This window comes from Burkholderia sp. Z1 (assembly GCF_014893795.1).
GTDB lineage: Bacteria > Pseudomonadota > Gammaproteobacteria > Burkholderiales > Burkholderiaceae > Burkholderia > Burkholderia theae.
The window spans coordinates 1,166,339-1,180,482 of sequence record NZ_JACFYL010000001.1 but is presented as its reverse complement, the minus strand read 5'-3'; the positions used below and the strand labels follow the sequence as shown (position 1 = coordinate 1,180,482).

Genomic DNA, 14,144 nt, shown 5'->3' with positions numbered 1-14,144 from the left:
TGTCGTTAGTCGGTCGTAGCGGGAACGGCGGGACGCAGGTCGGCGTCGGGCACCCAGAATACCGCACGCCCGTCCGGCGTGTCGCGCTCGTCGACCTCGACCGGCCGCAGACGGGCGCCGCGGCACGGGCCGCCGACGCACTTGCCGGTATCCGGCGCATAGATCGCACCGTGCGTCGCGCACATCAGGTAGAGGCCCGACGACTCGAAGAATTGCCCTTCGGCCCAGTCGAGCTCCATCGGTACATGCGCGCAGCGGTTCAGGTAGCCATAGGCGCGACCGTCGTAGCGCACGAAGAACACGACGGCCTGCTCGCCGCGCAGCGTCGCGTCGACGCGCACGCCAGCGCCGCCGTCGGCCAGCGCGTCCGATGCGCACACGCGCACGGCGTCCGGTGCCGCGCTCATGCGTGCTCCCGCAGCCACGCAGCCAGCGCGACGACGTCCGGCGCGACGAAGCGCGGCGTGAGCGCCGCCAGCGCATCGGCCGTGTGCGCGCCGTACGCGACGCCGACGCCGGCCGCTCCGGCGCTCGCGGCCATCTGCAGGTCGTGCGTCGTGTCGCCGATCATCACGGTGCGCGACAGATCCTGCCCCAGTTCCCGGGTCAGCTCCTGCAGCATCGCCGGATGCGGCTTCGAGAACGTCTCGTCCGCGCAGCGCGTCGCATCGAACAGGCTCGTCAGCTTCGACTGGTCCAGCACGCGATTCAGTCCGACCCGACCCTTGCCGGTCGCGACGGCGAGCAGGTAGCCCGTGTCGCGCAGCTCGGCGAGCAGTTCGCGCACGCCGGCGAACAGCTCGATGCGCTGGTCGTCGAGCAGATAGTGAAAGCGGTAGCGCTCGGCCAGCCGCGGATAGTCGGACGGATCGAGGGTCGGAGCCGTAATCTGCAGTGCATCGCGCAGGCCGAGGCCGATCACGTAGCGCGACGCCTCGTCGGACGGCGTGGGCAGGCCGAGATCGCGGCATGCGGCCTGGATGCTGTGCGCGATGTGCGCAGTCGAATCCATCAGCGTGCCGTCCCAGTCGAAGACGATCAGGTCAAATTGCTGTCGAGCCATGCGGTTCAGGCGGTATCGCGCAATGCGCTGAGTTGGTCGAGAAAGCGCCGGCATTCGTCCGGCAGCGGCGCATCGAACTGCAGTGCCTCGCCGGTCAGCGGATGAGCGAGCCGCAGCCGGTATGCATGCAGGAACATCCGTTTCAACGACGGCTGCGCGTTCGCGCGTGCCAGCGCCTTGTTCAATGCGAAATCGCCATATTTGGCGTCGCCGGCGATCGGCAGGCCGAGATGCGCGAGGTGCACGCGAATCTGATGGGTCCGACCCGTTTTGAGTTCCGCTTCGACGAGCGCGTAGTCGGGCCAGCGATCGATGAGGTTGAACACCGTATGCGACGGCAGCCCGTCGTCCTGCACGCGCACGCGGCGCTCCCCTTCCGGGGTCGAATACTTGAACAGCGGCACCTTCACCGCGCGGCGGCGGCCCCAGTCGGGCTGCCATTCGCCGTGGCCGCAGGCGAAGTAGCGCTTGTCCATCCGGTTCTCGCGGATCTGTTCGTGCAGGCCCACGAGCGCCGTGCGCTTCTTCGCGAGCATCAGGATCCCGGAGGTCTCGCGGTCGAGCCGGTGCACGAGTTCGAGGAATTTCGCGCGCGGGCGCGCCTGGCGCATCTGCTCGATCACGCCGAACGCGACGCCGCTGCCGCCGTGCACGGCGACCCCGGCCGGCTTGTTGATGACGAGCATCGCATCATCCTCGTACAGCACGTCGAAATTCGCGGGCGGCACGACCGGCGTGTCGGCGCGCGCGAGGTCCGCCGCCGCCACGCGCACGGGCGGCACGCGGACGATGTCGCCGTCGGCGAGGCGATACTGCGCATCGACCCGGCCCTTATTCACACGCACTTCGCCGCTGCGGAGGATCCGGTAAATATGGCTTTTCGGCACGCCCTTACAAACGCGCAACAGGAAGTTGTCGATCCGCTGACCGGCCGAGTTTTCGTCGATCTGGATCATCGATACCTGGCCGCTTGCGACCGAATTCTGGGATATTTTGCCTAACTCATTCATACTGAATATAATTTTGCCCAGCCTGACGTTGAGGGTGGCCTGATCGGCCGGCCCCGACCGAGTCGGGCAAGGCGCAAGCGGAAACCGTTATTTTACTTGCGCCGGGGGTCCGCTGCTCGCCCCTAATCAAAGAGATGCAGCAAGTTGCACGCACGGCGCCGACCGTCGGCAAGGATCGCGCCCACAGGCGGATTCGGTCGGCAAGGCGCCGCGGTAACGGAAAGTTGGTTGAAAAGAATTTGATCGGCAGCCCGACGGCGCGAAGTGCGTCCGCAGGCTGCAGGTTGCGAAAATTACGGCGTTGCGCCCGATTTGGCCCCGCGAAGCGTGCGGGGCTTGGCGACGTCAAACCAGGGAAGTACACCCCAAGCGGGAAAGTCGGGCTGGATTCGATACTCCCCGCTGCGGCCCAAGCCGCAGCATCTGCCGCCCGTCGGCGCGCGCGACGCATTGCGCGCGCCCGTGGCAATGCCCGGACTCAGGCTTAGCGCGCTTTTGCAGCGTGCGGTGTGTGAACGCCGTGCTTTGAAGCCGTATTCGCAGGTGCCCTACGGCCGCCGGCCCCGTCTATCGGGCCCAAGCGCCTCTTCAGGCAATTCTCCCCGCCATCGTTCCCGCTCCAGCGTGCTTGTGACAACACAACAAGGTGCGGCCTGCCGTCGTTCCCGCTCTCGCGACTGACAACCGCGAAGCGCCGGCGCGGAGCTGCCTGGAGTCGTTCATGAAACGCATGCTGTTCAATGCGACGCAGCAGGAGGAGCTGCGCGTCGCCATCGTCGATGGGCAAAAGCTCATCGATATCGACATCGAGACAGCCGGGCGCGAACAGCGCAAAGGCAATATCTACAAAGGTGTCATCACCCGCATCGAGCCGTCGCTCGAAGCGTGCTTCGTCAACTACGGCGAAGATCGCCACGGTTTCCTGCCGTTCAAGGAAGTTGCCCGCCAGTACTTCAAGGAAGGCATCGACATGCGCTCCGCGCGCATCCAGGATGCCCTGCGCGAAGGCCAGGAACTGATCGTCCAGGTCGAGAAGGAAGAACGTGGCAACAAGGGCGCCGCCCTCACGACCTTCATCTCGCTCGCCGGTCGTTATCTGGTGCTGATGCCGAACAATCCGCGCGGCGGCGGTGTGTCGCGCCGGATCGAAGGCGACGAGCGCCAGGAACTGCGCGAGACGATGTCGCAACTGCAGATTCCCGACGGGATGAGCATGATCGCCCGTACCGCGGGCATCGGCCGCAGCGCCGAGGAACTGCAGTGGGACCTGAACTACCTGCTGCAGCTGTGGCGCGCGATCGAAGCGGCATCGCAAAGCGGCAATTCCGGCCAGCCGATGCTGATCTACCTGGAATCGAGCCTCGTGATCCGCGCGATCCGGGACTATTTCCAGCCCGATATCGGCGAAATCCTGATCGACACGACCGAGATCCACGATCAGGCCCGTGCGTTCATGGACATCGTAATGCCGGACAACGTGTCGAAGGTGAAGCGCTACCACGACGACGTGCCGCTGTTCTCCCGCTTCCAGATCGAGCACCAGATCGAAACGGCCTACTCGCGCACGGTGCCGCTGCCGTCCGGCGGCGCGATCGTGATCGACCACACCGAAGCGCTCGTCGCGATCGACGTGAACTCGGCGCGCGCGACCAAGGGCGCGGACATCGAGGAAACGGCGACCCGCACGAACCTCGAAGCGGCCGACGAAGTCGCCCGCCAGCTCCGCCTGCGCGACCTCGGCGGCCTGATCGTGATCGATTTCATCGACATGGAATCGGCGAAGAGCCAGCGCGAAGTCGAGCAGCGCCTGAAAGACGCGCTCAAGCATGACCGCGCCCGCGTGCAGATGGGCAAGATCTCCCGCTTCGGCCTGATGGAGCTGTCGCGCCAGCGTCTGCGCCCGGCCCTGTCGGAAGGCAGCCACGTGACCTGCCCGCGCTGTAACGGCACCGGCCACATCCGCGATACCGAATCGTCCGCGCTGCAGGTCCTGCGGATCATTCAGGAAGAAGCGATGAAGGAAAACACCGCGGCGATCCACTGCCAGGTGCCGGTCGAGGTGACCGCCTTCCTGCTCAACGAAAAGCGTCAGGAAATCAACAAGATCGAGTCGCGCTTCAAGGTCGGCATCGTGCTGATCCCGAACAAGCACCTCGATACGCCGCACTACAAGCTCGAGCGCCTGCGCCACGACGACGCACGCCTCGACGATCCGCGCGCCTCGTGGAAGATGGCCGAGGAAGCGGCTCGCGAACTCGAGTCGGAAACCGGCTACAGCAAGCGCACGGCCGACGTGAAGCCGAAGCAGGAAGCCGCGGTCAAGGGCATCACGCCCGAGCGTCCGGCACCGACCCCGGCACCGCAGCGCCCGGTCGAGCCCGTCGCAGCGCCCGCACCGGTCGCCGCGGCAAGCGGCGGCTTCATCGGCTGGCTGAAGGGCCTGTTCGGCGTGTCGTCGGCTCCGGCGCCCGCACCGGTTGCTCCGGCACCGGCGAAGGAGCAGGCAGCCCGTCCGGCGCGCGAGCGTACCGAGAAGACCGAGCAGCGCGGCGGCGATCGCAACCGCAACCGTCGCGGCGGCGCCCAGCAGGCACAAGGCGGCCGCGACCAGGCCGCGGCAGGCCGTGGCCAGCCGCAACGCCTGGAACGCGAAGGCAAGGAAGCGCGCGAACCGCGTGAAGGCCGTGAACCGCGCGAGGCCCGTGAACCGCGTGAAGGTCGCGAGAACCGTGAGGGTCGTGAAGGCCGTGAGGGCCGCGAAGGTCGCGAGGGCCGTGGCCAGCGTGAAGGCCGCGAACCGCGCGAGCCGCGTGAAAGCCGTGAGCCGCGCGAACCGCGTGAGAACCGCGAACCGCGCGAGCGTGCCGAGCAGCCGGAAGCCGTCGACGCGGCCGGCCGTGGCGAGCGCCAGGAACGCGGCGAGCGTCGCGAGCGCGGTGAGCGCCGCAAGCCGACCCAGCATGCGGCCACGCTCGAGACCGTCACCCGTGGCGAAAACCATCCGGAATCGGAAGCCGACAAGGCTGTCGCAGAAGCGCTGCCCGGCGCCGACCTGACAGCCGACGCGGAAGCCGTCGCGCGTGACGGCGAGGAACGTCGTCGTCGTCGTCGCGGCCGCCGTGGCGGTCGTCGCGAGCGTGACGAAGACGGTGCACTCGTCGACCAGGCCGAGCAAGGCGCGGACGGCGAAACCGCAGCGCAAACCGTGACGCCGGCAGCACCGGCCGCCGCCGAACCGGCCCACGCGGCCGCACCGGCAGTCGTCGCGGCCGTGGCCGCGGCAGGCGCCGTCGCCGTCGAAGCAGCGGTCGAGCACCATGCCGAACCGGTCGCACCGGCCGCGGTCGAGCCGCAACCGGCACCGGTACACGTCGAAGCGGCTCCGGCCGCTCCGGTCGAACCGGTCGTTGCCGCCCAAGCTGCAGAACCGGCACCGGTCGCACCGGCCGTCGATACGGAAGCCGGTCCGGCCCCGGTCGCGGTTTCGCCGACCGACGCGTTCGAAGTGCCGGAAGTGCCGGCCGCTGTCGAGGCACCGCAGTCCGCGCCCGTCGAGCAAGCCGCACCGGCCGTGACGATCGAAGCCGCTCCGGTGGCTGTCGAGCCGGCACCTGTCGAAGCGGCGCCGGTCGCGGTCGAGGCCGTTGCAGCACCGGCACCGGCTCCCGCCCCCGTGCAATCGGCCGCCGCGCCCGCTTCGGCGAGCCTGGATGTCGTGCTGGAGCAGGCCGGTCTCGTCTGGGTGAACACGGACGCCGACAAGTTTGCCGCTGCGCAGGAAGCCGCGTCGCGACTCCCGCGTCCGGCCCGCGTGCCGCGTGAACGCAAGGCGCTGCCGGCGGCCGATTCGGCCCCGATGCAGCAGGTCGAAACGACGCACCATTAACCGGCTGCATCGCCCGACCAGGAAAAGCCCGCCTCCGGCGGGCTTTTTCACGTCCGCGCTGCGGGTTTCCGCCCACCGGTCCGGTCGGCCGCTTGCGGCTAAAATACAGGTCTGGCTCGCACTTCTTTCAACATGTCCCGACGCATCATTCCTCTCGCCGACGTCAGCGGGATGCCGGACGTCTCCGGCGTCGCGCATGCCCCTGACGGCACGCTGGCCGACACGTTCGCCAGGCCGCTGCGCGACCTGCGCATTTCGGTGACAGATCGCTGCAACTTCCGCTGCGTGTACTGCATGCCGCGTGCCGTGTTCGACAAGGACTACCCGTTCCTGCCGCACAGCGCGCTGCTCACGCACGAGGAAATCGAACGCGTGGCGCGACTCTTTGTCGCACATGGCGTCGAGAAGATCCGCATCACGGGTGGCGAACCGCTGCTGCGCAAGAATCTCGAATTCCTGATCGAGCGCCTCGCGCGCATGACGACGCACGACGGCCGCCCGCTCGACCTGACGCTGACGACCAACGGCTCGTTGCTCGCGCGCAAGGCGCGCGCGCTGAAGGACGCCGGCCTCACGCGCGTGACGGTCAGCCTCGACGCGCTCGACGAAACGCTGTTCAAGCGCATGAACGATGCCGAGTTCGCGAGCGCCGACGTGCTCGACGGCATCTTCGCCGCCCAGGCCGCGGGCCTCGCGCCGATCAAGGTCAACATGGTCGTGAAGCGCGGCACCAACGACAGCGAGATCCTGCCGATGGCCGAGCGTTTCCGCGGCACCGGCGTGATCCTGCGTTTCATCGAATACATGGACGTCGGCACGTCGAACGGCTGGAACATGACCGAGGTGCTGCCGTCGGCGGACGTCGTCGCACGCATCGCCGAACATTTCCCGCTCGTACCGCTCGAGCCGCACACGGCCGCCGAAACCGCGCAGCGCTGGGGCTATGCGGACGGCAGCGGCGAGATCGGCGTGATCTCGAGCGTCACGCAGGCCTTCTGCGGCGACTGTACGCGCGCGCGGCTGTCGACCGAAGGCAAGCTGTACCTGTGCCTGTTCGCGTCGACGGGCCACGACCTGCGTGCGCTGGTGCGCGGCGGCGCGAGCGACGCCGAGATCGCGACCGCGATCGCGCGCATCTGGCAGGCCCGTACCGACCGCTATTCGCAACTGCGCGGCGGCGCGTCGGCCGAAGCCGCCCCCGACGGCACGGCCAAGCGCGTCGAAATGTCGTATATCGGCGGCTGACGCACACCGCCCTTTCCCCTTTCCGCGTTCCCCCGATGCCCGCTTCCGCCTCTCCTTCGATCGCCGGCCTGCTGCTCGCAGGCGGGCGCGCCACGCGTATGGACGGCGTCGACAAGGGGCTGCAGCTGCTCGACGGCACGCCGCTCGCGCTGCACGTGCTGCGCCGACTCTCGCCGCAGGTCGACGAGACGCTGATCAGCGCGAATCGTCATGCCGACCGTTATGCCGAGCTCGGCGCGCCGTTCGACGCGCGCATCGTGGCTGACGAAACACCCGACTTCCCCGGCCCGCTCGCGGGCCTGCTCGCCGGCATGCGGGCGGCGCGCGCGCCGCTCGTCGCGTGCTCGCCGTGCGACACGCCCTATCTGCCCGCCGACCTCGTCGCGCGGCTGCATGCGGCGCTCGACGCGCAGCAGGCCGACGTCGCGATGGCGGTGACCGTCGACGCGCAGCAGACGCGCTCGCCGCAGCCGACGTTCGCGCTGCTGCGCACGTCGCTGGCCGACGATCTCGCCGCCCGGCTCGCGGCCGGCGACCGCAAGGTGCGTGCGTGGTACGCACGCCACAAGACGGTCGAAGTCGAGTTTCACGACGAGCGTGCGTTTTACAATGCCAACTCCTGGCAGGAACTCGCCGCGCTGGCCCGCCGCTGACGGCCCCGCACCGTTCCCGCCCGGCGCCCACCGCACGCGAAACCCGCGCCCAGGCACCCTCCTCGCGCCACCGGCCACGAACCCGATACGCCTTGCGGCGCAGTCCGACTGATGATCACGCAATCCTCGCCCGCTTCCCGATCCGCACCCGATTCCGATGCTCCGCTGTCGCTCGACGACGCGCGGGCGCTCGCGTGCCGCTTCGCGGTGCCCGTCGATGCGTGCGACACGGTGACGCTGCGCGATGCGCTCGACCGCGTACTCGCGGCCGACGTGAACGCACCGTTCGACATCCCCGCGTACGACAACTCGGCGATGGACGGTTATGCGTTCGACGGTGGCGCCGGCGCGTACGCGTCGCCGCCGGGAGACGTCGCGCTGACGGTCGCCGGCACCGCGTTCGCCGGCCATCCGTTCGACGGCGCCGTGGCGGCCGGTTCATGCGTGCGCATCATGACGGGCGCACCGATGCCGGCCGGGTGCGACACCGTGATTCCGCAGGAACGCGTGCGCGTCGACGGCGACACGATCCGTTTCGCCGCGCACGAGGTCGCGCGCGGCGCGAACTGCCGCAAGGCCGGCGAGGATCTCGCGCGCGGCGCCTGCGCGCTGGCTGCGGGCCGCATCCTGCGGCCGGCCGATCTCGGCCTGCTCGCGTCGCTCGGCATCATCGACGTCACGGTGCGGCGCCGCGTGCGCGTCGTCGTCTTCTCGACCGGCGACGAACTGCGCGAGCCCGGCGAACCGCTCGGCCGCGGCGCGCTGTACGACAGCAATCGCGGGATGCTGATCGCGATGCTCGAAAGGCTGCACGTCGACACGATCGATCTCGGGATCGTCCGCGACGATCCGGCCGCGCTCGAAGCCGCGTTGCGCGACGCCGTCGCCGCACAGGCCGACGCGGTGATCACGTCGGGCGGCGTATCGGTCGGCGAAGCCGACTTCACGCGCGACGTGATGGCACGGCTCGGCGACGTGACGTTCGCAAGCCTCGCACTGCGGCCCGGCCGGCCGCTCGCGTGCGGCACGCTCGCACGCGCAGCCGACGGCGCCGGTCACGCGCTGTTTTTCGGGCTGCCCGGCAATCCGGTCGCATCCGCCGTGACGTTCTACGCGATCGTGCGCCCCGCGCTGCTGACACTGGCCGGCGCGCAGACCCCACCGCCGGCGATGTACACGGCCATCAGCACGCAGGCGCTGAAGACGCGTCCGGGCCGCACCGAATACCTGCGCGGCATCGCGACGCGCGCCGCCGACGGCCGCTGGCACGTCGCGCCGGCCGGTTCGCAGAGTTCCGCGTCGCTGAGCGGCCTCGCGGCCGCCAACTGTTTCATCGTTCTGGGCCACGATACCGCGGCAGTCGACGCGGGCGCCCCGGTCGACATCCTGCCGCTCGACGGCCTGATCTGAATTCCACAATCGGTATATCTCTACGGGGGCAATCCGCACATGAAAAAACAAATCTCGTCCATCGCCGCGGGACAGACCGCGAAGGCGCTGATCCTCGTCTACCTGACGTTCAGCGTGCCGATCGTGCTGCTCGGCATTCTCGTCGCGTATATCCGCTACGGCATGGTCGAACTGAGCACGATCCTGAGCGCGCTGCTGCTGAACGCGATCCTCGGCTTCGTGCTGCTGTGGATCGCATGCCACGCATACAACTGGGTCGCGTCGCGCTTCGGCGGCATCGAGATCGTGCTGTCCGATCCGCCGGAGGAAGCGTGAGCGACACGCCGCTGATCCGCACGGCCGAAGCGCGCGACGTCGGCGCGATCCTCGCGCTGATGCACGAGCTGGCCGAGTTCGAGAAGCTCACGCACCTGTTCGTCGCGACCGAAGCGGACCTCGCCGACGCGCTGTTCGGCGAGCGGCCCGCGGCTGAAGCGCTCGTTGCCGAGCGCGACGGCGCGATCGTCGCGTATGCGCTGTTCTTCCACAACTATTCGACGTTCCTCGGCCGTCGCGGCCTCTATCTCGAGGATCTGTACGTGCAACCGTCGCAGCGCGGCACGGGCCTCGGCACCGCGATGCTGCGTCACCTCGCGGCACTGGCCGTCGAGCGCCGCTGCGGGCGCTTCGAATGGTCGGTCCTCGACTGGAACCAGCCCGCGATCGATTTCTACGAAAAGATGGGCGCAACCGTGCTGCCCGACTGGCGCATCGTTCGCGTGACGGGCGACGCACTGGACACGCTCGCCGGACATTGAGTGCGGGCCGGCCGTGCCGGCGATCGCTTCAAGAGAAAACGGGCGCCGCGGCGCCCGTTTTGTCTTTCCAGCCCGTGTCGGCAACGCGCATCACGCGTCGTCCGCATCGGCGCCGTCGGTGCCTTCATCGCCGAGCAGCCCGGCCGCCGTGTCGCCCGGCAGCGCCTCGACCTGCTTCAGCTTGCGGCTCATCACGCGCGTGCGCTGCTCGGCGGCCTCGATCGAACGCGTGACCGTTTCGAGCTGCGACTTCGTGCGCGCGAGCACGTCGCCGAACTTGCCGAACTCCGTCTTTACCGCGCCGAGCACCTGCCACACCTCGCTCGACCGCTGCTCGATCGCGAGCGTGCGGAATCCCATCTGCAGGCTGTTCAGCAGCGCAGTGAGCGTCGTCGGCCCGGCGATCGTCACGCGATAGTCGCGCTGCAGCAGATCGGTCAGCCCCGGGCGGCGCAGGATTTCCGCGTAGAGCCCCTCGGTCGGCAGGAACAACAGCGCGAAATCGGTCGTGTGCGGCGGTGCGACATACTTCTCGGCGATCGTGCGCGCTTCCAGCCGCACACGCGCCTCGAGCGCACGGGCCGCCTCCTCGACGGCCACCGCATCGGCACGCTCCTGCGCATCGATCAGCCGCTCGTAGTCTTCGCGCGGGAATTTCGCGTCGATCGGCAGCCACACCGGCGGCGCATCGCGTGTGCCGGCATCGCGGCCCGGCAGCCGGATCGCGAACTCGACGCGCTCGGTGCTCTTCGGCACCGTCGCGACGTTCTTCGCGTACTGGTCGGGCGTCAGGATCTGTTCGAGCAGCGCCTCGAGCTGCACTTCGCCCCAGGTGCCGCGGGTCTTCACGTTGGTCAGCACCTTCTTCAGGTCGCCGACGCCCGCCGCGAGCGTCTGCATCTCGCCGAGCCCGCGATGGACCTGCTCGAGCCGGTCCGATACGAGCTTGAACGATTCGCCGAGCCGGTGCTCGAGCGTCGCGTGCAGTTTCTCGTCGACCGTGCGGCGCATTTCCTCGAGCTTCGCCGCGTTGTTGGTCTCGATTTCCTTCAGCCGCTGTTCGAGCGTCGCGCGCACCTCGCCGATCCGGCGGTCGTTCGCCTCGGTCAGCTGCGTGAGTTGCCGGTTCAACGTATCGCCGAACAGCCTGAGCGCGCCCGTCTGCTCCTCGCGCGCCTGCTGCGCCTGGCGCTGCACGCTCTCGCGCATCGCGTCGAACTGCTGCGCATTGCCGGCGACGAGCTTGCCGAGCTGCTGCGCGAAGCCCTCGATCTGGTTGTTCTGCACGGTCGCCACGCTCGTCAGCTGCGCGGCGAGCGTCTGCTGAAGCTGCGCGAAGCTGCCGGCCAGCTCGGTGCGCGAGCCGCGCGCGTTCTCGACGATCTCGCCGCGCAATTCGCGCTCAAGCCGCTCGACCGCACGCGACTGCGCATGCGCGGCGTCCTCGATCTGGTCGCCGAGGACCGCCACATCGTCGTGGCGGCCGCCGCCACGCACGAGCGCGACGATCGCCACCGCGAGCGCGATGGCCAGCACGACGACCGCCGCAAGCAACAACGTCATCGTCATGCGCGCGGCTTCCCGATCACGTCAGGGTTGATCGGATTCGGCGGCTGCCCCGCGCGCGGCCCCTCGCCCAGCGCGGCGATCAGGTTGTCGGCGGCCAGGTTCGCCATCGCGCGCCGGGTCTTTTCGGTCGCGCTCGCGATATGCGGCGTCAGCACGACGTTCGGCACCTCGAGCAGCGCCGGATGCACGGCCGGCTCGCCTTCGTACACGTCGAGGCCGGCCGCGGCGATCGTCCCGTCGCGCAGCGCGACGGCCAGCGCCGCGTCGTCGACGATCCCGCCGCGCGCGATATTGGTCAGCGTCGCGGTGGGCTTCATCTTCGCGAGCTCGGCCGCGCCGATCGTGTGATGGTTCTCCTTCGTGTACGGCAGCACGAGCACGACGTGATCGGCGCGCGCGAGCAGCGCATCCTTCGACACGTATTCGGCCTTCAGCTCGGCCTCGATCTCGGGCGTGACCCGCGACCGGTTGTGATAGATCACCTGCATCCCGAAACCGCGTGCGCGACGCGCGAGCGCCTGGCCGATGCGGCCCATCCCGATGATGCCGAGCGTCGATCCGTAAATGTCGCTGCCGAGAAAACCGTCGTACGCCCACTTCCGCCAGTGGCCGGCGCGCAGCCAATGTTCGGATTCGGCAATACGGCGCGCGGCGGCCATCATCAGCGCCCAGCCGAAATCGGCGGTCGACTCGTTCAGCACGTCGGGCGTGTTGGTGCCGAGCACGTTCGCCGCGTTGAACGCGGCCATGTCGAAGTTGTTGTAGCCGACCGCCATGTTCGCCACGACGCGCAGGCGCGGCGCCGCCGCGAGCGCAGCCGCGCCGACCGGGTCGCCCGCCGTCAGCGCGCCGTCCTTGTCGGCCAGACGCGCGGCGAGCGCGTCGGCGGCAAGCGCGTCGCCATTGTTCCAATCGACTTCGAAATACTGCTCGAGCCGTTCGATCACGTCCGGAAAGATCGGACGCGCGACCAGAATCTTCTGCATCGCCATCTCCGCATGCAGCAGGCCCGTCGCGGCACGCCGTGCGCCGCCGCGATCGCCCGCGCGAGGTTGAAAATCGTCAGCTTACGCCGGGAAGAAAAGCCACGACGTCAGCATGAATACGGGTATCAGCACGACGAGCGCCCAGCCGAGATACGCGAAGAAGCTCGGCATCTTCACGCCGCGCGATTCGGCGATCGCCTTCACCATGAAGTTCGGCGCATTGCCGATATAGCTGTTTGCGCCCATGAACACCGCGCCCGCGGAAATCGCGGCGAGCGTCGAGGCGCCGGTCGTCATCAGCGTCTGTGCATCGCCGCCCGCGAGGTTGAAGAACACGAGATAGGTCGGTGCGTTGTCGAGAAACGACGACAGGATGCCGGTCGCCCAGAAGTACATCGCGTCGATCGGCTTGCCGTCCGGCCCCGTGACGAGATGAACGATCTGCGCGAACGCGCCGTCCGCGCCCGCGCGCAGGATCACGATCACCGGCGCGATCGTCACGAAGATCCCCGCGAACAGCTTCGCGACTTCCTCGATCGGCGCCCAGTTGAACGCGTTGCCCTCGCGCGCCGAACGCGGCGTCAGCGCAAGCGACGCGAGCGTCACGACCACCAGCGAGACATCGCGCGCAAGGTTCTGCAGCGCGACGTGCGTGCCCCACACGTCGAACGTGATGCCCGGCTTCCAGATGCCGCTCATCAGCACAAGGGCGACCACGGCCAGCAGCAGCACGAAGTTGATCTTGCCGTCGATCGACAGCGCCGCGCCGTCGGGCGTCGGATCGAGCGCGGCCGGCCGCTCCTCGCCGCCCTTGCGGTAGAAGTACGTATCGAGCGCGAAGAACAGCGTGAGCAGCACGACGCAGATGAACAGCATCGGCAGCGCGAGATGCGTGGTCGTCCAGAAAAAGCTCACGCCGTTCAGGAAACCGAGGAACAGCGGCGGATCGCCGAGCGGCGACAGCGAACCGCCCGCGTTCGCGACGAGGAAGATGAAGAAGATCACGACGTGCACGACATGCTTGCGGTTGTCGTTGGCGCGCAGCAGCGGCCGGATCAGCAGCATCGCGGCGCCCGTCGTGCCCATCACGCTCGCGAGCAGCGTGCCGAGCGCGAGGATCGCGGTGTTCAGCTTCGGCGAGCCGTGCAGGTTGCCGTTCACGCAGATGCCGCCCGCGACCGTATAGAGCGCGGTGAGCAGCACGATGAACGGGATGTATTCCTCGAGCAGCGCATGCACGAGCGTGCCGAACGCGGTACCCGCGCCGAATGCGAACGCGAACGGGATCAGGAACACGACCGCCCACCCGGCTGCGATCTTGCCGAAATGGTGATGCCAGAACACGGGGGCGACGAGCGGAAACAGCGCGATGGACAGCAGGATCCCGGCGAACGGGATGCCCCAGAGCGCGGACAGCGTGGCACCGTCGAGCGTGGCGGCCGATGCGAGCGCGGGAACGGCGCCAAGCGCGATTCCCGACGCCATGCCCGCCCAGGCGGCATGTCGTTTCATGCAGAACTTCCTT

The 14,144-nt window shown here is 68.5% G+C and carries 12 protein-coding genes; 6 read left to right on the top strand and 6 right to left on the bottom strand.

The window, feature by feature from the left end:
• Nucleotides 1-5: 5 nt before the first annotated feature.
• From H3H55_RS05475 to H3H55_RS05465, 3 genes are read right to left on the bottom strand one after another with little or no spacing between them, the layout of a single operon-like run.
• Nucleotides 6-407, bottom strand: a complete 402-nt coding sequence (locus H3H55_RS05475) for a Rieske (2Fe-2S) protein (protein ID WP_048249560.1) — start codon at nt 405-407, stop codon at nt 6-8.
• On the bottom strand, nt 404-1,063 hold the full coding sequence (locus H3H55_RS05470; protein ID WP_048249561.1) for an HAD-IA family hydrolase: 660 nt from the start codon (nt 1,061-1,063) through the stop codon (nt 404-406). Before H3H55_RS05470 ends, H3H55_RS05475 begins: the two co-directional genes overlap by 4 nt.
• A gap of 5 nt (nt 1,064-1,068) precedes the next feature.
• The gene (locus H3H55_RS05465; protein ID WP_193097909.1) at nt 1,069-2,073 is read right to left on the bottom strand and encodes an RluA family pseudouridine synthase; all 1,005 of its coding nucleotides are present in this window, start codon (nt 2,071-2,073) and stop codon (nt 1,069-1,071) included.
• Nucleotides 2,074-2,794: 721 nt separating this feature from the next.
• Between H3H55_RS05465 and H3H55_RS05460 the strand changes: the two genes are divergently transcribed.
• The 6 genes from H3H55_RS05460 (at nt 2,795) to H3H55_RS05435 (ending at nt 10,064) form a co-directional block, all read left to right on the top strand.
• Nucleotides 2,795-5,959, top strand: coding sequence for an Rne/Rng family ribonuclease (locus H3H55_RS05460; RefSeq protein ID WP_193097908.1), 3,165 nt, complete (start codon nt 2,795-2,797; stop codon nt 5,957-5,959).
• A 132-nt stretch (nt 5,960-6,091) separates the two neighbouring features.
• On the top strand, nt 6,092-7,204 hold the full coding sequence (gene moaA, locus H3H55_RS05455; RefSeq protein ID WP_193097907.1) for a GTP 3',8-cyclase MoaA: 1,113 nt from the start codon (nt 6,092-6,094) through the stop codon (nt 7,202-7,204).
• A gap of 35 nt (nt 7,205-7,239) precedes the next feature.
• Complete coding sequence (gene mobA / locus H3H55_RS05450; protein ID WP_193097906.1) at nt 7,240-7,857, top strand: molybdenum cofactor guanylyltransferase MobA; 618 nt, start codon at nt 7,240-7,242, stop codon at nt 7,855-7,857.
• A gap of 111 nt (nt 7,858-7,968) precedes the next feature.
• On the top strand, nt 7,969-9,267 hold the full coding sequence (gene glp / locus H3H55_RS05445) for a gephyrin-like molybdotransferase Glp (RefSeq protein WP_193097905.1): 1,299 nt from the start codon (nt 7,969-7,971) through the stop codon (nt 9,265-9,267).
• 39 nt (nt 9,268-9,306) lie between these two features.
• Nucleotides 9,307-9,582 (top strand): hypothetical protein, encoded by a 276-nt coding sequence (locus tag H3H55_RS05440; RefSeq protein WP_006476519.1) that lies wholly within the window; start codon nt 9,307-9,309, stop codon nt 9,580-9,582.
• Nucleotides 9,579-10,064: a GNAT family N-acetyltransferase gene (locus H3H55_RS05435; protein ID WP_129514049.1), complete on the top strand. Its 486-nt coding sequence runs from the start codon at nt 9,579-9,581 to the stop codon at nt 10,062-10,064. The genes H3H55_RS05440 and H3H55_RS05435 overlap by 4 nt, the downstream gene beginning before the upstream one ends.
• 90 nt (nt 10,065-10,154) lie before the next feature.
• Here the strand turns inward: H3H55_RS05435 and rmuC are convergent, their stop codons facing one another.
• The 3 genes from rmuC to H3H55_RS05420 all read right to left on the bottom strand — a co-directional run bounded on the left by rmuC (nt 10,155) and on the right by H3H55_RS05420 (nt 14,131).
• A complete protein-coding gene (rmuC, locus tag H3H55_RS05430) occupies nt 10,155-11,633 on the bottom strand; it encodes a DNA recombination protein RmuC (RefSeq protein ID WP_193097904.1) in 1,479 nt (492 codons plus the stop codon).
• On the bottom strand, nt 11,630-12,619 hold the full coding sequence (locus H3H55_RS05425; protein ID WP_193097903.1) for a 2-hydroxyacid dehydrogenase: 990 nt from the start codon (nt 12,617-12,619) through the stop codon (nt 11,630-11,632). The genes rmuC and H3H55_RS05425 overlap by 4 nt, the downstream gene beginning before the upstream one ends.
• 81 nt (nt 12,620-12,700) lie before the next feature.
• Nucleotides 12,701-14,131: a sodium:proton antiporter gene (locus tag H3H55_RS05420; RefSeq protein WP_193097902.1), complete on the bottom strand. Its 1,431-nt coding sequence runs from the start codon at nt 14,129-14,131 to the stop codon at nt 12,701-12,703.
• Nucleotides 14,132-14,144 lie beyond the last annotated feature (13 nt).